Annotated in this window: 18 protein-coding genes and 1 pseudogene; 11 read left to right on the top strand and 8 right to left on the bottom strand. The window is 72.2% G+C overall.

Annotation, left to right across the window (positions count from 1 at the left end; all coding sequences use genetic code 11):
* Positions 1 to 79: 79 nt before the first annotated feature.
* Complete coding sequence (locus ABD250_RS05870; protein ID WP_182641396.1) at positions 80 to 604, bottom strand: flavin reductase family protein; 525 nt, start codon at positions 602 to 604, stop codon at positions 80 to 82.
* Positions 605 to 667: 63 nt separating this feature from the next.
* Positions 668 to 1,843 carry an ROK family transcriptional regulator gene (locus tag ABD250_RS05865; protein ID WP_182641397.1) on the bottom strand — a complete coding sequence of 392 codons (1,176 nt, stop codon included), beginning with the start codon at positions 1,841 to 1,843 and terminating at the stop codon, positions 668 to 670.
* 149 nt (positions 1,844 to 1,992) lie between these two features.
* On the opposite strand from ABD250_RS05865, the gene ABD250_RS05860 reads away from it, so the two are divergent.
* Genes ABD250_RS05860 through ABD250_RS05845 form a run of 4 tightly spaced genes read left to right on the top strand, consistent with a single transcriptional unit; the run spans position 1,993 to position 5,973 of the window.
* Positions 1,993 to 3,285 (top strand): LLM class flavin-dependent oxidoreductase, encoded by a 1,293-nt coding sequence (locus ABD250_RS05860; RefSeq protein ID WP_338404135.1) that lies wholly within the window; start codon positions 1,993 to 1,995, stop codon positions 3,283 to 3,285.
* A 20-nt stretch (positions 3,286 to 3,305) separates the two neighbouring features.
* On the top strand, positions 3,306 to 4,160 hold the full coding sequence (locus tag ABD250_RS05855) for an ABC transporter permease (RefSeq protein WP_182645104.1): 855 nt from the start codon (positions 3,306 to 3,308) through the stop codon (positions 4,158 to 4,160).
* A 29-nt stretch (positions 4,161 to 4,189) separates the two neighbouring features.
* Complete coding sequence (locus tag ABD250_RS05850) at positions 4,190 to 4,924, top strand: ABC transporter ATP-binding protein (protein ID WP_182658022.1); 735 nt, start codon at positions 4,190 to 4,192, stop codon at positions 4,922 to 4,924.
* Entirely contained in the window at positions 4,921 to 5,973 is a 1,053-nt protein-coding gene (locus ABD250_RS05845) for an ABC transporter substrate-binding protein (RefSeq protein ID WP_182658023.1), read from the top strand. Before ABD250_RS05850 ends, ABD250_RS05845 begins: the two co-directional genes overlap by 4 nt.
* 19 nt (positions 5,974 to 5,992) lie before the next feature.
* Here the strand turns inward: ABD250_RS05845 and ABD250_RS05840 are convergent, their stop codons facing one another.
* Genes ABD250_RS05840 through ABD250_RS05830 form a run of 3 tightly spaced genes read right to left on the bottom strand, consistent with a single transcriptional unit; the run spans position 5,993 to position 7,631 of the window.
* Positions 5,993 to 6,385: a DedA family protein gene (locus tag ABD250_RS05840; RefSeq protein ID WP_182641584.1), complete on the bottom strand. Its 393-nt coding sequence runs from the start codon at positions 6,383 to 6,385 to the stop codon at positions 5,993 to 5,995.
* A 28-nt stretch (positions 6,386 to 6,413) separates the two neighbouring features.
* On the bottom strand, positions 6,414 to 6,722 hold the full coding sequence (locus ABD250_RS05835) for an antibiotic biosynthesis monooxygenase family protein (protein ID WP_182639553.1): 309 nt from the start codon (positions 6,720 to 6,722) through the stop codon (positions 6,414 to 6,416).
* Between the two features lie 39 nt (positions 6,723 to 6,761).
* Positions 6,762 to 7,631: an HhH-GPD family protein gene (locus ABD250_RS05830; RefSeq protein ID WP_344391199.1), complete on the bottom strand. Its 870-nt coding sequence runs from the start codon at positions 7,629 to 7,631 to the stop codon at positions 6,762 to 6,764.
* A gap of 38 nt (positions 7,632 to 7,669) precedes the next feature.
* On the opposite strand from ABD250_RS05830, the gene ABD250_RS05825 reads away from it, so the two are divergent.
* Positions 7,670 to 8,323, top strand: coding sequence for a carbonic anhydrase (locus ABD250_RS05825; RefSeq protein WP_179524500.1), 654 nt, complete (start codon positions 7,670 to 7,672; stop codon positions 8,321 to 8,323).
* A gap of 56 nt (positions 8,324 to 8,379) precedes the next feature.
* Positions 8,380 to 9,030, top strand: a complete 651-nt coding sequence (locus tag ABD250_RS05820) for a hypothetical protein (protein WP_182639751.1) — start codon at positions 8,380 to 8,382, stop codon at positions 9,028 to 9,030.
* Between the two features lie 57 nt (positions 9,031 to 9,087).
* On the opposite strand, the gene disA is transcribed toward ABD250_RS05820, so the two are convergent.
* Both disA and ABD250_RS05810 read right to left on the bottom strand, forming a co-directional pair.
* Positions 9,088 to 10,140 (bottom strand): DNA integrity scanning diadenylate cyclase DisA, encoded by a 1,053-nt coding sequence (gene disA / locus ABD250_RS05815; RefSeq protein WP_179524502.1) that lies wholly within the window; start codon positions 10,138 to 10,140, stop codon positions 9,088 to 9,090.
* 52 nt (positions 10,141 to 10,192) lie between these two features.
* Entirely contained in the window at positions 10,193 to 10,756 is a 564-nt protein-coding gene (locus tag ABD250_RS05810) for a hypothetical protein (RefSeq protein WP_182641627.1), read from the bottom strand.
* A 197-nt stretch (positions 10,757 to 10,953) separates the two neighbouring features.
* Here ABD250_RS05810 and ABD250_RS05805 point away from each other — a divergent pair, with 197 nt between their 5' ends.
* The 5 genes from ABD250_RS05805 to rlmB all read left to right on the top strand — a co-directional run bounded on the left by ABD250_RS05805 (position 10,954) and on the right by rlmB (position 15,206).
* Positions 10,954 to 11,451, top strand: a complete 498-nt coding sequence (locus ABD250_RS05805) for a CarD family transcriptional regulator (protein WP_179524504.1) — start codon at positions 10,954 to 10,956, stop codon at positions 11,449 to 11,451.
* Positions 11,452 to 11,525: 74 nt separating this feature from the next.
* The gene (gene ispD / locus ABD250_RS05800) at positions 11,526 to 12,299 is read left to right on the top strand and encodes a 2-C-methyl-D-erythritol 4-phosphate cytidylyltransferase (RefSeq protein ID WP_344391192.1); all 774 of its coding nucleotides are present in this window, start codon (positions 11,526 to 11,528) and stop codon (positions 12,297 to 12,299) included.
* Positions 12,296 to 12,778, top strand: a complete 483-nt coding sequence (ispF, locus tag ABD250_RS05795; RefSeq protein ID WP_179524505.1) for a 2-C-methyl-D-erythritol 2,4-cyclodiphosphate synthase — start codon at positions 12,296 to 12,298, stop codon at positions 12,776 to 12,778. Before ispD ends, ispF begins: the two co-directional genes overlap by 4 nt.
* 42 nt (positions 12,779 to 12,820) lie before the next feature.
* A complete protein-coding gene (gene cysS / locus ABD250_RS05790; protein ID WP_182659365.1) occupies positions 12,821 to 14,236 on the top strand; it encodes a cysteine--tRNA ligase in 1,416 nt (471 codons plus the stop codon).
* A gap of 1 nt (position 14,237) precedes the next feature.
* Positions 14,238 to 15,206, top strand: a complete 969-nt coding sequence (rlmB, locus tag ABD250_RS05785; RefSeq protein ID WP_179524507.1) for a 23S rRNA (guanosine(2251)-2'-O)-methyltransferase RlmB — start codon at positions 14,238 to 14,240, stop codon at positions 15,204 to 15,206.
* A 19-nt stretch (positions 15,207 to 15,225) separates the two neighbouring features.
* Here rlmB and ABD250_RS05780 read toward each other — a convergent pair.
* Positions 15,226 to 15,416: pseudogene (locus tag ABD250_RS05780) on the bottom strand (aminoglycoside phosphotransferase family protein); the annotation flags it as partial.

Below are 15,416 nucleotides of genomic sequence, written 5' to 3'. Positions count from 1 at the left end.
GAGCGGGGGCCGCCTCGTCGTCGGCCGATCTCGTGGTCGGTCGGCCTCGTGGTCAGTCGTGGTCAGTCGTGGGACGTGGTCACTCGTGGGCCGTGGGCACCGCACGGAAGCCGCCGTCGAGCACCACGAGCGGATCGCCGGGATCCTCCTCGTCGAACCAGGCGTCCAGCAGCCGCGCGACCACCAGGACGTGGTCGCCCGCCGGGACGAGACGATCGAGGGCGACCCGGAGTCGCGCCCGCCCGCCGTGGAGGAGCGGTTCACCGGTCTCGGCCCGGGTCCACAGGGAGTGGTCGGCGAACCGGCGGTGGGAGGGGCCGGCGAACCGGAGCGCGAGTGATCGGTCGGCCTCGCCCAGCAGGTGGATCACCGCGGTCCGGGCGTCGAGCACCGCCGCCAGGCTGGACGACGAGATCCCGACGTTGAAGCTCACCAGGGCGGGCCTCGACGACAGGCTGGACGGTGATGACGCGGTGAACCCCACCGGCCCGTCGGCGCCGTCGAGGGTGATGATCGTGACGCCGGCGGGATGCATACGCATCGCCCGCCGATGGGTCTCCGCCGGGACGGACTGGTGAGCGGTGGACAGGCTTCGTTCGGTCATACGAGAAGTCTGTGGGGGTCCGCTACGGATGTCGAACATTACTGTCGCGGTGACCGGAAAGGGTCAGGACACCGACAGCAGCCTCGACGGCAGCGCGCTCGTGGGGTCGGCCGAGATGGTGTCGAGCGCCACCGCCATGGCCGCCAGCTGCTGGATCCGCCCGCCCGCCGTCGACACCCTGAGTTCGGGTGCCCCGCCGGCGAGAGGGGTCTCCCGTGAGGCTCGCAGGAGGGGTCCCAGGTAGCGCGGGTGGTCCGTGAAGGCCTGTCCACAGAGCACCACCGAATCCGGCCGAGTGATGGCCGAGACCAACCCGACCAGGCGGCCGAGGATGGTCGCCCGCTCGACGAGGATCGCGTCGGCCATCGGGTCACCGTGTGACCGGGCCGCGAGCTCCGGCACCGACCCGACGGTGATCCCGCGGGCGGCCGCAGCCCGGACCAGTCCGGAATCGCCCACCACGTCCAGGAGGCCACCGCCGCGGTCGTCGAGGTAGGTGGTCGGCCCCACGGGGAGGTGGGCGAGTTCCGCCGAGCCGGCCCGTGGCAGGTGCACGGCGCCGTCGATCACGAGGGCGGAGCCCAGATGCTCCCGCGCGTAGACGACCAGCGTCGTGCCCGTGTGGGACTCGTGCCCCACGAGCAGCTCCGCCGCGGCCATCGCCTCGACGTGGGGGGCCACGGAGAAGGGCACCCCGATTCGATCGGCGAACAGGTCCGCCACCGGAACGTCCCGCCACCCCAGCAGGTCGTGGTCGATCCTGCCCGGCGCGGTGATCCTCGCGGCCGTGGCCACGCCGCCCCAGACCAGCCGGCGGTCCCGGTGGCCGTCGAGGAGCCGGAACGCGATCGCGGACAGCTCGTCCGCGATCACCTCCGGATCCCGGCCCGGGGTGGGGATCGCGTACTCGGACAGGATCCGGCAGGCGAGATCACTGATGGCGACCACGCACCGGCTGAGGCCGATGTGGACGGCCACCACCACGGGCCCGGCGGGATCGATCTCCACGGGGATGCTCGGCCGGCCCACGGAACCGTCGTGCATGAGTTCGGGTCGCTCGCGGATGACCCCGGAGGACAGCAGCGCTGCCGTGGCTCGGCTGACCGTCGCCACCGACAGGCCCGTGGACGCGGCCACCTCCGGACGGGTCACCGGCCCCCGGAACCGGATCGTGCGCATGACCCTGGCCGAGCTCACGTCGGACAAACGCAGGTCAGGGGCGGGTGATCGGGGTGTCATGGGGGAGAGGGTACCACAGCCTATAGACCGATCGGTCTACTCGTGTAATTGGTTTCCTTCCCGGTGACGGCAATTGTGGCCCCCCGTCTCCGTCCGGCCGCACGATGTGTCGGTCCGCACTCCGACCCGAGACACCTCAGGAGCCGTCCGTGGCCACCGACCCGACTCATCCGAACCCCGACCAGACTGGGTTGCACTTCCACTGGTTCCTGCCCACCTACGGGGACTCGCGCAACCTCGTGGCCGGTGGGCACGGCACGCTGATGTCGGGGGACCGTCCGGCGACCCTGCCGTATCTGCGGCAGATCGTCGCGGCGGCCGAGCACAACGGGTTCGAGTCCCTCCTCACTCCCACCGGCGCCTGGTGCGAGGACGCGATGATCACCACCGCTCTGCTCGCCGAGTCGAGCGACAGCATCAAGTTCCTCGTGGCGCTGCGCCCGGGGCTCATGAGTCCCACCCTCGCCGCGCAGATGGCGACCACCTTCCAGTGGCAGACCGGTGGCCGCCTGCTCCTCAACGTGGTCACCGGAGGCGAGTCCCGCGAGCAACGCGCCTATGGGGACTTCCTGGACAAGGAGGCCCGATACGCCAGGGCGGACGAGTTCCTCGAGATCGTCCGAGGACTCTGGGATTCGGAGAACCCGCTCTCCTACAGCGGTGACCACCTCGCCGTCGTCGATTCCGTCCTGGCGCGTCGACCGGACCCGGCGCCGCCGATCTTCTTCGGCGGCTCCTCCGCGGCCGGAATCCGCGTCGCCGCCCGCCATGCGGACACGTACCTGACCTGGGGCGAACCCCCCGCTGCCGTCGCCGGGAAGCTGGACCGGGTCCGGGACGCCGCGGCCGTTCACGGCCGGACACCCTCGTTCGGGATCCGGCTCCACGTGATCTCCAGGGACACCTCGGAGCAGGCGTGGGCCGAGGCCGATCGGCTCCTGGCGGGGATCGACCCCGCGGACGTGGCACGGGTGCAGGCCTCGCTGGCCGCCAGCGAATCGGAGGGCCAGCGCCGGATGCTCGACCTGCACGGCGGCCGGACCGGGTCGCTCGAGGTCTCGCCGAACCTGTGGGCCGGTGTCGGCCTGGTCCGCGGGGGCGCGGGGACCGCGCTCGTGGGCTCCCACGAGGAGGTCGCCGACCGGATCGCCGAGTACGCCGAGCTGGGCCTCACGCACTTCGTCCTCTCCGGGTACCCGCACCTGGAGGAGACGTACACCTTCGGGGAGGGCGTCCTGCCCGTCCTGGCCCGTCGTGGGTTGTGGACCCCGGTTGATCGGCGCCGCGAGACCGTGTCCGTGCCGTTCGCCACCGCCACCGCCACCACCACCACCACCACCACCAGCGCGACCACCACCGACGCGACCACCACCGACGCCACCGCGGCCGATGCCAGCGGGACCGACATCTGGCCCGGGCAGCCCGCCACCGTCGGCGGGTGACGAGACGAGGAGACCTCACCATGACCACCGTTCTCGCCTCCACGCCGACGGGCCCGCGTGAGGTGGCCGCCGGCCCCACCGCGGAGACGCCGGCTCCCGGGCGCGGCACTGTCGGCCGCCGCCGGCCCCGCCGCCGGACCACCTGGCTGCGCTGGCTCAGCCCCGTCGTACTGATCCTCATCTGGCAGATCGCCGGAGCCACCGGCATCCTGCCGGAGCGGATCCTTCCCGCCCCGCAGCTCATCGCCTCCTCCGCACTGGAGCTCATCGCCTCAGGTGAGCTCGCCGACGCGCTGGCCGTCTCGAGCGTCCGCGTGGTCCAGGGGTTCGTCCTGGGGGCCGTGGCCGGACTCGTCCTGGGGGTGATCGTCGGAACCTCGCGGATCGCGGACGCCCTCGTCGACCCCCCGCTCCAGATGCTCCGCGCGTTGCCGCACCTCGGGCTGATACCGCTGTTCATCCTGTGGTTCGGCATCGGTGAGACCCCGAAGGTGCTGCTCATCGCACTCGGTGTGGTCTTCCCGATCTACCTCAACACGGCCTCGGGCCTGCGGCAGGTGGATCCCAGGCTGCAGGACATGGCGACGGTCTTCGGATTCAGCCGACGCCAGCGGCTCACCGAGGTGATCCTCCCGTCGATCGCGCCCCAGGTCCTGGTCGGCGTGCGGCAGTCGCTCGCGATCGCCTGGTTGACGCTCATCGTGGCCGAGCAGCTCAACGCCACCAACGGCATCGGCTACCTCATCATGAACGCCCGCGACTACTTCCGGATCGACGTGATCATCGTCGGCCTGGTCGTGTACGCGCTGCTCGGCATCCTCACGGACGCGGTGGTCCGCGTCGCCGAGGCCCGTGCGCTGCGCCACTACCGGTGACCACCGACCACCACCCAGGAGCCACAGTCATGACCACCACCCTCGCCCCCGCGGGCGCGCTGCGAGATGTCACCCGCAGCTTCGGCGACACCGTCGTTCTCCGCGATCTCGACCTGACGATCCCCCGCGGCGACATCGTCGCCCTGCTCGGTCGGAGCGGTAGCGGCAAATCCACCGCGCTGCGGATCCTCGCCGGACTGGACCGGGAGCTCGACGGAGGGAGCGTCCACATCGAGGGCCCCCCGGCCGTCGTGTTCCAGGACTCCCGGCTGCTGCCCTGGCGCACCGTCGCCGAGAACGTCAGGCACGGCCTCAACCGGGTCGACGTCGGACGGGGGGAAAAGACCGACCGGGTCACCGGGATCCTCGCCGAGGTGGGGCTCGGGGGCCGCGAGGGCGCCTACCCGGGGGAACTCTCCGGCGGGCAGGCGCAGCGGACCTCGCTCGCCCGGGCGCTCGTCGCCGAGCCGTCGCTGTTGCTGCTCGACGAGCCCTTCGGCGCGCTCGACGCCCTCACCCGGCGCACCATGCACCGCCTCCTGCTGCGGCTGTGGGCGCACCACGGTCTCGGGGTCCTGCTGGTGACGCACGACGTCGACGAGGCGGTGGCCCTGGCCGACCGTGTGCTCGTCCTGGACGACGGCGTCGTCGGCCACACCGAGGCCATCGACCGACCCCGCGGCGGGGGCGGGACGAGCCACCACCGCCGCCGCCTACTCGACGCGCTGGGCGTCGACCACACAGACGAGGACTACTCGATATGACCACCACACTCTCCCCGATCCACCGACGACCCGCGATCGGTGTCGCGCTGCTCGCGCTGGCGTTGATCGTGCTGCTCGTCGGCGCCGGGTGCGCCACCCGCGACTCCGAGGCCGCGGCACCCGTCCCCGACCGGGTCGACCTCGCGGGCCTGTCCGACCTCGTCCTCCGGGTGGGCGACCAGAAGGGCGGCACCCAGGCCCTGCTCACCGCGGCGGGACAGCTCGACGACCTGCCGTACGAGGTCGAGTTCTCCACGTTCACCTCCGGGCCGCCGCAGGTGGAGGCGCTCAACGCCGGTCAGATCGACGTGGCCGTCACCGGTAACACCCCGCCCGTGTTCGGCGCGGCCGCCGGGGCGCGGGCGTCGATCGTCTCCGCCTACGCCAACGGCGGGGAGGGGGACCGGATCCTCGTCCCCGGGGACTCGTCCGTGCGGACCGTGGCCGATCTGGCGGGTCGGAAGGTGCTGGTGGCCAAGGGGACCTCCGCCCACGGGCATCTGCTTCTCCAGCTCCGCAGGGCCGGGGTCTCGCCGGAGTCCGTCGACCTGGTCTTCCTCCAGCCGGCCGAGGCGGGGTCCGCGTTCTCCCGCGGCGACGCCGACGCCTGGGCCATCTGGGATCCGTACACGGCCATCACGCAGACCACCACCGACGCCCGGACCATCGCGACCGCGGCGGAGGCGTCCAACGGATTCTGGTTCGGGCTCGCCTCCCACGACGCCCTCGCGGACGCGCGCCGCCAGACGGCGATCGCGGACCTCCTGGTCCGGCTGGCCGAGGCGGGGACCTGGAGCGCGGAGAACCCGGCGCGGTGGGCCGCGTTCTACGGTGAGGCGGTGGGGCTGACCCCCGAGGCCGCCGAACTCTCGCAGAGTCGCAGCACCCGCCGACCGGTGGCGCTGGCGGACACGGTGCCCGGCGAGCAGGAACTCGCCGACGTCTTCACCGAGGACGGGCAGATCGCCGCCGTCGACGTGGACGCACTGGTCGACGACAGGTTCCAGGACGTGCTCGGGCCGGTGGTCGGGCCGCTGCCCGGGAGCTAGCGGACCGGGCCCGGCCGGGCTACGAGGTGATCCCGGACCAGAGTGTGGCGATCGCGGCCCAGCCGACCATCCCGACGGTGGAGTAGAGCGTCGCCCACATGAGCCCACCCACGGTGACCGCCGGCAGGTACCGGGTCAGCGGCATGCGCGTGAACCCGGCGGTGAAGTTGATCGCCGTCTGCACGCCCACGGTGAGGAAGGACAGCGGAACCGCGATCACCCCGTAGCGCGCGGACAGCCGCTGGGCCCGCTGCATGTGCCGCCCGTCCAGGTGGCGGGCGGCCTTCCGGCTCAGTCTCCCTCCGTTCAGCGCTCCCCGGCCTAGCCAGTAGGTGGCGTTGGCCCGCAGCATCACGATGACGAACAGCGCGCCGAAGGCGACGGCGAACGGCTGTTCCGAGATCCGGTCCATGAAGGCGCGGCGGCGGTGGAGGGCCCGGTCAGGCGGAGGGCTTGACGTCCATCACGACGTCGAACTCGAGGAGGGTGGCCCCCTCGGCGACGGGCTTGCCGTGCTGACCGGCGTGGGCGGTCCGGGCGTCGCCGTCGCGCCATGCGGCGAAGGACGCCTCGTCCTGCCAGGTGGTCACCACGAAGTAGCGCTCCTCTCCGGCGGTGGGGCGCAGCAGCTGAAAGCCGAGGAAACCGGGGGAGTTCTCCACGGTGTGGGCGCGCTCGGCGAAGCGACGCTCGAGCTCGGCACCGGCCTGGGGCGGCACGGACAGGGCATTGATCTTGACGACGGCCATGTAGGTGAGCCTACGCTTTGGTGCCGCGGTCCCGGCCGGTCAACCCGGCAACGAGTACACGTCCCCGGTCCGCACCATCAACCCGTCGGCCACGAGCGAGTCGAGTGCGCGGCCGCGCTGGACCGGGTCGGGCCACACCGCGGCCAGACGGTCCCGGTCGGCGGTGCCGTCCCCGTCGCGCAGGACGTCGAGGAGCAGGCCGCGTACCTGGCGGTCGGTCCCGGCGAAGGTCTGGGTGCGGCGCCGCGGCCCGTCCCACTCGGGCCTGCCTGCGGCCAGCCACGCGCACGAGGAGGCCAGCGGGCAGTCGTCGCACCGCGGCACCCGGGCGGTGCAGACCAGCGCCCCGAGCTCCATCAGGGCCACGGAGAAGGCGACCGCCCGTTCGCGGCCCGACGGCAGCAGGGCGTCGACCTCCGCGAGGTCGCGCCGGGTGGACGGCGGTCCGGCCTTGGCCGCGCCGCCCACCGCGCGTGCGACCACCCGTCGCACGTTGGTGTCGACCACCGGGACGCGCTGGCCGTGGGCGAAACACGCCACCGCGCGGGCGGTGTAGTCGCCGACGCCCGGGAGCGCGAGCAGGGCCTCGACGTCGGTGGGGACCTCGCCGTCGTGTCTGTCGACGACGACGAGGGCACACTCCTGCAGTCGGAGGGCGCGGCGGGGATAGCCGAGCTTGCCCCACATCCGGATCACATCGGCGGCCGGCGCCGCGGCGAGCTCGGCCGGACCGGGCCACCGCTCGAGCCACGCCCGCCAGACCGGTTCCACCCGTGCCACGGGGGTCTGCTGGCTCATGACCTCACAGAGCAGGATCTCCCACGCGCCGACACCCGGGCCGCGCCAGGGGAGGGGGCGGCCCGCACGGTCGAACCAGGACAGCAGGGCGGAGGTGTCGACGGAGGTCACCGTGTCTCCGCGGGAGCGGGGTGTGCACAATATGAGCCATGCCTCATACCGATCCCATCAAGGCCTGGGCCTCGCTCCGCGACGGCAATCATCGATTCGTCGAAGGGCAGATGCGTCATCCCAGCCAGAATACCGAGCGGCGGGAGAAGCTCGTCGCGGCGCAGCACCCCAAGGCCGTCCTGTTCGGCTGCTCGGACTCCCGGGTGGCGGCCGAGATCATCTTCGACCAGGGTCTCGGGGACCTCTTCGTGATCCGCACCGCCGGCCACATCAGCGACTCGGCGGTGCTCGGCTCGATCGAGTACGCGGTCCACGTCCTGGAGACCCCGCTGATCGTGGTGCTCGGTCACGACAGCTGTGGCGCCGTCAAGGCCACGGTCGACGCGCTCAACACCGGTGAGATCCCGCCCGGGTTCCTGCGTGACGTGGTGGAGAAGGTCTCGCCCTCGATCCTCAACGGTCGCCGCGAGGGGCTCAGCACCATCGACGATTTCGAGGCGCGCCACGTCCTCGAGACCGGCGAGCTCCTGCAGCAGCGCTCCAAGATCATCAGTGACCGGATCGACGCGGGGCGGCTCGCGATCGTCGGTGTGACGTACAAGCTCTCGGACGGGCGCGCGTATCTGCGCAGCGCGTTGGGGGAGGTCGAGGACACCCCCCACGGTCCGGGTGAGGAGATGATCGCGGTCTAGGGACACGCCGCGAGGGGGATCCGGTGCGGCGCCCGCTCGGCCCTAGAGTTGGGCCCGTGCACGAACCCCAGGGCTCCCTACCGCGCGAAGTCTATGTGCGTCGCCGCGTCGCCGCCGTCGCCATCGCGGTCGTCGCCGTCCTGGCCGTGGTGCTGGCGCTGTTCCTGGCCTCCAGGGACAGCGGCACGGACACCCAGGAGTCGGCGGGCGGCGGCGAGGTCGACACGGCCGAGGCGGCCACCACCTCGGAGACCACGACCACCGGGACCACCGCCCGGGATGACGGCGGCGCCTCGCGCGGCCGGTGCGCGGACGAGGACTTGAGCCTGGAGGTCTGGTCCGCCGAGCCCAACGTCCCGGTCGGCGAGGACGTCCGGTTCTTCGTCAACATCCTCAACACCTCGGACACCACGTGCGACCGCGACCTCTCCGAGGCGCCGCTGTCCTTCGAGGTCTACCGCCTGGACACCAACGTCAAGGTGTGGTCGAGCATCGACTGCACCACCCCCCGCGAGGACGACGAGGTCGACCTCCGCCCCGGTGAGCCCGAGCCCCGCCAGATCGACTGGACAGGCCGCCGGTCCGCGGAGGGCGCCTGCTCGGAGGCCGATCGGACCCCGGTCGAGGTGGGCGCCTACCAGGTCTACGCGCTGGTCGGGAACGTCTTCAGCCCGGCGGCCACCTTCAACGTGGTCGAGGGCGACTGACCGTTCGGGGTGTCGGGCGCGACTGGCATCTGAGGCAGGCGCCGCGGACGCCGTCCGCTAGGTCGACCCGAGGCCGGTGAGCCACTGGCGCACGTGCCGGGCCCACAGGGCGCCCACACCCTCCACGTCCGCGAAGTCCGTCTGCTCCGCGGCGAGCAGCGCCGGAACCGAGCCGAACCGTTCCACCAGGGCGGAGATCTGCACGGGCCGGAGTCTGGGGATGTGGGCGAGCATCCGGTGACCCCGTGCGGTGACGTGCTCGTCGAGGTCCTCCGGCTCCGCGGGCAGCCCCAGGCAGCGTGCGACGGGGCCGGGCAGGAGCAGGTCGGCGTCGGTCAGGGCGGCCAGGCGCTCGAGGCCGGTCGTCACCTGGTCGGCGGTGGGGACCGTGCTCCCGCCCGCGGGGTCCACGGCGAGGTGATCGGCGACCAGGCCCCACAGCTCGTCCGGGGTGTCGGCCAGCAGTTCCTCCAGCTGGAGGGTGGTCTGGCGGCCGTACTCGCCCATCTCCACGGTGAGTTCGGCCAGTTCCGCGCCGAGGCGATCCAGACGGATCAGGCGCTGCGCCATCGTCACCACGTCGCGGACGGACGCGTAGCCACCGATCTCCGCGCGGTCGAGTCGGGCGCGGGCCCGGGCGGTGCGGGCGCCGTGGCGTTCCATCGTGGCGACGGTCTGATCCGCGCGCGCCAACAGCACCACGGGGTCGGCCAGGACGCGCGCCTGCCCGCCGGCGTAGACGGTCACGGTGGTCATCGAGGCGGAGACCGCCACGGACGGGACCCCGGTGTGCAGCGCGGTGCGCTCGGCCGCCCGGTGCCGGGTCCCGGTCTCCACCGCCGGGAGGGAGGGATCCGGGACCAGGTGGACGTTGGCATGGGTGATGCGCCGGCCGTCCGTGGACAGGACCACGGCGCCGTCCATCTTGCTCAGCTCGCGCAGCCTCGCCGGGGTGAACTCCACGTCCAGCGAGACGCCACCGTCGCAGATCTCCCGGACGGCGGGGTCGTCACCCAGCACGACGAGACCGCCGGTGCCGCTGCGCCGGATGCGGTCCAGCGCGTCACGGAGCGGCGTGCCCGGGGCCAGACGGCGGAGGACGGCGCGCACCGCCGCGTCGGCGGGGGAGCCGTCGGCCGCGCGGGCGGACAGGGCGGACGTCTCAGTGCCCCTCGGAGTGGGTCTCGACCGGACGGGTGTACTCGTCGCTGGCCGGGACCTCGGCGATGACGGCTGCCGCCATCTCGATCTGGTCGCCGTTGGAGAAGGAGACGGTGGCCGGCACCGAGGTGCCGATCTGGAGGTCGTCCGCACCGGGGAGGGTGGCGGTGGTCCGCTCGACGCAGAGGTCGTCCCCGCCGGGGACGGGCTCTGCGTCCTCCGCCGCCGAGACGATCAGCGAGCACCCGCGCTCGAGGGGCTGCGACTCGCCGATCTGCGCCTCGATCCCGTCGATCTCGAGACGGTCGAGGGAGATCGACTCACCAATGCCGGTCCCGGTGAAGGAGGCGACGAACCCGAGACGCGCCTCCCCCGTCTCGGGGAGGACCACCACGAGGTCGTTGACGTACAGCTCGCCCGCGGAACCCTGTCCACCGTCCACCGCGGCGACCTGACCGGCCGTCTGCGAGATCTGGCCGGCGCCACACGCGGACATACCGACGGCGGTACCCACGGCCAGGACTACGAGCGCGGTGCGGCGCAGGCCGGTGTTCGGTGAAGTCACGTCAGGCTCCTCGGGAGATGGTCGTTCTCAGGCCGGTCTCATCGTAGTCCACGGCCGGTCGTGACCGGCGCCAGAGTGCGCCCCTCGCACCCCCCGGATGCGCCGGTCGGGCCGTTCGGGTTGCTGACCTGCATAAACGGATAACCCCAGCGCTGAGGGCGTGCTAAGATGGCTCAGTCGAAAGGGGAAAGCCACTCATGGAGTTCAAGGTCGGCGACACTGTCGTCTACCCGCATCACGGCGCCGCAAGTATCCAGGCGATCGAGATGCGGACGGTCAAGGGCACCGAGAAGGAATACCTCGTCCTCAAGGTTTCACAGGGCGATCTCACGGTCCGGGTTCCGGCCGAGAACGCCGAGTACGTGGGCGTGCGCGACGTGGTCGACGAGGCGGGGCTCGACAAGGTCTTCGATGTCCTGCGTACCGAGCACGCGGAGGAGCCGACCAACTGGTCGCGCCGCTACAAGGCGAACGGCGAGAAGCTGGCCTCGGGGGACGTGAACAAGGTCGCCGAGGTCGTCCGCGATCTGTGGCGCCGCGACCTGGACCGGGGACTGTCCGCCGGCGAGAAGCGCATGCTCGCCAAGGCGCGGCAGGTGCTGGTCGGCGAACTCGCGCTGGCCGACCGTGCGGACGAGCACCGTGCGGACGAGCTCCTCGAGCAGGTCCTGGCCGCCGCGGCCGCGCCGGCCTGACGCGACCCGCGCGAGTGACCCGGTCCTCTGTGACGCGGAACGGATCGAGTGGCCACCCGGCCCCCACGGGCAGGGTGGCCGCCGTCGTTCCCGCGGCGGGGTCCGGACTACGGCTGGGAGCCGGGGTGCCCAAGGCCTTCGTCGAGGTGTCGGGCCGGACGATGCTCGAACGGGCCGTCGCCGGGTTGCTGGCCAGCGGGGCCGTCGACGACGTGGTGGTCGTGGTCCCGGACGACCGCGTCGCCGAGTCGGAGGCCCTGCTCGCCCCTCTCCGGACGGGGGACCACCTCGTCGTCGTCACCACGGGCGGCGCGCAGCGCACCGACTCGGTGCGCAACGGCCTGGCGGCGCTCACCGCCGGCCTCCCGCGGTCCGGTACGTCGGTACACGACGTCGTCCTGGTCCACGACGCGGCGCGCTGCCTCACCCCCGCGGGCCCCATCGTGCGGGTGGTGGAGGCGGTCCGATCGGGAGAGGTCGCGGTGGTGCCCGTCCTCCCCGTGGTCGACACCGTCAAGGAGGTCGACGCCGCCGGATACGTGGTGGGTACGCCCGACCGCGCCGCCCTCCGGGCCGTCCAGACGCCGCAGGGTTTCGCGCCCGACGTGCTGCTGGCCGCCTACGACGCGGCCGGGGACGTGGCCACCGACGACGCCGGGCTGGTGGAGCGGCTGGGCGGGACGGTGGCGACCGTCGACGGCGACCCGCTCGCCTTCAAGATCACCACGGCATCGGACCACGTCCGAGCCCTGCACGAAGTCCGTGCCCTGTCGGAAGCCCGTGCCCTGCACGAAGTCGGCGCACCGCAGGAGCCCGGTGCACGCGAGAACCCGGAGGAGCACCCGTGACCGGACCCGTGATCCCGCGCGTCGGCATCGGCACCGACGCCCATCAGGTGCAGCCCGGCAAGCGATGCATGATGGCCTGCCTGCACTTCCCGGACGACCACGGGTGCGAGGGGCACTCCGACGGCGACGTGGTGGCCCACGCCCTGGTCGACGCGCTCCTGTCCGCGGCCGGTCTCGGTGACCTCGGCACCCTGGTCGGCACCGGTCGCCCCGAGTACGACGACGTCTCGGGTGAGCGGCTCCTGCGCGAGGCGGTGGCGGAACTCGCCGGGCACGGGTGGGCGATCGGGAACGCCGCCGTGCAGATGGTGGGCAACCGCCCCAAGATGGGCCCGCGGCGGGTCGAGGCGGAACAGACCCTCTCGGCGATCATCGGCGCCCCGGTCTCCGTCTCGGCCACCACGACCGACGGCATGGGCTTCACCGGTCGCGGTGAGGGGGTCTCCGCCGTGGCGACGGCCCTGGTGTTCCGGAGCTGACGAAGCGGGCGGGAGGGTGCGTCACCGGTAGACTCGCTACCCGTGACGCTCCATCTGTACGACACCGCCACCCGCTCCCTCCGGGAGTTCACCCCAGTCCGGGAGGGGCACGCGTCCGTCTACCTCTGTGGAGCCACCCCCCAGTCCGTGCCGCACATCGGCCACGTCCGGTCCGGGGTCGCCTTCGACGTCCTGCGCCGCTGGCTGCTGGCCACGGGCTACGACGTGGCGTTCGTCCGCAACGTCACCGATATCGACGACAAGATCCTCACCAAGGCCGCCGAGAACGGCCGGCCGTGGTGGGAGTGGGTCGCCACGCACGAACGCGAGTTCACCAGGGCGTATGACGCCCTCGGGGTCCTGCCGCCGTCCACCGAGCCGCGGGCGACCGGGCACGTGACGCAGATGATCGACTACATGGAGCGGCTCATCGAGCGCGGCTTCGCCTATCCGGCCGAGGGCAGCGTCTACTTCGACGTGGCCGCCTGGTCGGCCGCACCGGAGGGCGATTACGGCCACCTCTCGGGACACCGCCTCGAGGAGGTCGACCAGGGTGAGGCGGCGGACCTGCGCGGCAAACGGGACCCGCGGGACTTCGCGCTGTGGAAGGCGGCCAAGCCGGGGGAGCCCAGCTGGCCCACCCCGTGGGGGGAGGGCCGTCCGGGCTGGCATCTCGAGTGCTCGGCCATGGCGACCTGGTACCTCGGTGGGACCTTCGACATCCACGGCGGTGGTCTGGACCTGCAGTTCCCGCACCACGAGAACGAGGCGGCGCAGTCCCACGCGGCCGGAGACGGCTTCGCCCGGTACTGGCTGCACAACGGGTGGGTCACCATGGCGGGGGAGAAGATGAGCAAGTCGCTGGGCAACGTGCTCAGCGTGCCCAACATCCTCAGCGCGGTGCGACCCGTCGAGCTGCGCTACTACCTCGGCAGCGCGCACTACCGCTCGATGCTCGAGTACTCGCCGGAGGCACTGCAGGAGGCGGCCGCCGGGTACCGGAGGATCGAGGCGTTCGTGCGGCGCGTGACCGAGGCCGGCGTCGAGGTGCCCGTGGGTGACTGGACGGACGGGTTCGCCGCGGCGATGAACGACGATCTCGGGGTCCCCGCCGCACTGGCGGAGATCCACGGTCGGGTGCGCGAGGGGAACACCGCCCTGGCGTCCGGCGACCTCGACGCGGCGCTGACGGCCGCGTCGGCCGTGCGGGCGATGACGGCGGTCGTGGGCGTCGATCCCCTCGACCCCCACTGGGTGGCCGAGGGCGGCGCGGACGACGCCGCGACGACAGCGCTCGACTCGCTCGTGCGCGCAGAACTCGAGGCGCGCGACATCGCGCGTTCGAACAAGGACTTCGCCACCGCCGACGCGATCCGGGACCGTCTGGTCTCGGCCGGCGTCGAGGTGGCAGATACCGCGGACGGCCAGAGATGGTCGCTCGCCAACCGGAAGGACTGACATGGCTGGCAATTCGGCCCGACGCGGAGCGATCCGCAAATCCGGCACCAAGAAGGGCCAGGTCGTCGGATCCGGCGGTCAACGGCGGCGGGGCCTCGAGGCCCGCGGCGCCACGCCCAAGGCCGAGGACCGCACGTACCACTCCGCGCACCGCAAGGCCAAGGCCGCCTCGCGGAAGGCGGAGACCACGCAGCAGCGGCGCCGGTACGCCGAGAAGCAGGCCGATGGTCCGGAGTACGTGGTGGGCCGCAACCCGGTGGTGGAGTGCCTCCGGGCCGGCGTGCCCGCGACCGCGCTGTACGTCGCGGTCGGCTCGGACGCCGACGAGCGACTGACCGAGGCCGTCCACCTGGCCGCCAACAAGGGCATCTCGATTCTCGAGGTGCCGCGCACGGACCTCGACCGCATGGTGTCGAACGGGATGCACCAGGGGATCGGGCTCCAGGTGCCGCCGTACCAGTACACCGATCCCAAGGACCTGCTCGACATCGCGATGGGAGCATCCGAACCCGCGCTGCTCGTGGCCCTGGACAACATCACCGACACCCGCAACCTCGGCGCGGTCATCCGTTCGGTCGCCGCGTTCGGCGGACACGGCGTCCTCATCCCGGAGCGGCGCAGTGCGTCCATCACGGCCGTCGCGTGGCGCGCCTCGGCCGGTGCCGCCGCCCGGCTGCCGGTCGCGCGCGCGACCAACCTCAACCGCACGCTTCTTGACTGGGCCAAGGCCGGGGTGCAGCTCGTGGGTCTGGACGCCGACGGCGACACCACCCTGGACACCTACGACGGCACCGGCCCCACGGTCGTCGTGGTGGGCTCCGAGGGTAAGGGTCTCTCACGGCTGGTGCGCGAGAACTGCGACTCGATCCTCTCGATCCCGATCTCCGGAGGGGTGGAGAGCCTCAACGCCTCGGTCGCCGCCGGCGTGGTGCTGTCCGAGTTCGCCCGCCAGCGTCGCGTGAAGGGCTGACGGGCCCCTCGGTTCCCGTTCAGCCCGGCGGGCGGCGGGGCGATCGACAACGATCGAACGTCGCCCGTGCGTACTCCCACGTCTCCTCGCCGTAGTACAGGTGCCCGACGACCATGTAGAGCCCGGCGAACCGTTGGTAGGTCCACGCCCGGTCGAGGAAGGTCGAGTCGATCCGACCGACGTAGCGCGCGAGCACCTCGTCGACGAAGC

This window comes from Dietzia cercidiphylli (assembly GCF_039531545.1).
GTDB lineage: Bacteria > Actinomycetota > Actinomycetes > Mycobacteriales > Mycobacteriaceae > Dietzia > Dietzia natronolimnaea.
This window is presented reverse-complemented; position numbering and strand designations above follow the sequence as displayed.

Bases quoted from the DNA above. Each gene is read 5' to 3' on its own strand.
- ABD250_RS05855 (WP_182645104.1), top strand. From the start codon at position 3,306: ATGACCACCGTTCTCGCCTCCACGCCGACGGGCCCGCGTGAGGTGGCC.
- ABD250_RS05835 (WP_182639553.1), bottom strand. From the start codon at position 6,722: ATGGCCGTCGTCAAGATCAATGCCCTGTCCGTGCCGCCCCAGGCCGGT.
- ABD250_RS05870 (WP_182641396.1), bottom strand. From the start codon at position 604: ATGACCGAACGAAGCCTGTCCACCGCTCACCAGTCCGTCCCGGCGGAG.
- ABD250_RS05840 (WP_182641584.1), bottom strand. From the start codon at position 6,385: ATGGACCGGATCTCGGAACAGCCGTTCGCCGTCGCCTTCGGCGCGCTG.
- rlmB (WP_179524507.1), top strand. From the start codon at position 14,238: ATGGCTGGCAATTCGGCCCGACGCGGAGCGATCCGCAAATCCGGCACC.
- ABD250_RS05805 (WP_179524504.1), top strand. From the start codon at position 10,954: ATGGAGTTCAAGGTCGGCGACACTGTCGTCTACCCGCATCACGGCGCC.
- ABD250_RS05845 (WP_182658023.1), top strand. From the start codon at position 4,921: ATGACCACCACACTCTCCCCGATCCACCGACGACCCGCGATCGGTGTC.
- ABD250_RS05850 (WP_182658022.1), top strand. From the start codon at position 4,190: ATGACCACCACCCTCGCCCCCGCGGGCGCGCTGCGAGATGTCACCCGC.
- ABD250_RS05825 (WP_179524500.1), top strand. From the start codon at position 7,670: ATGCCTCATACCGATCCCATCAAGGCCTGGGCCTCGCTCCGCGACGGC.
- ABD250_RS05865 (WP_182641397.1), bottom strand. From the start codon at position 1,843: ATGACACCCCGATCACCCGCCCCTGACCTGCGTTTGTCCGACGTGAGC.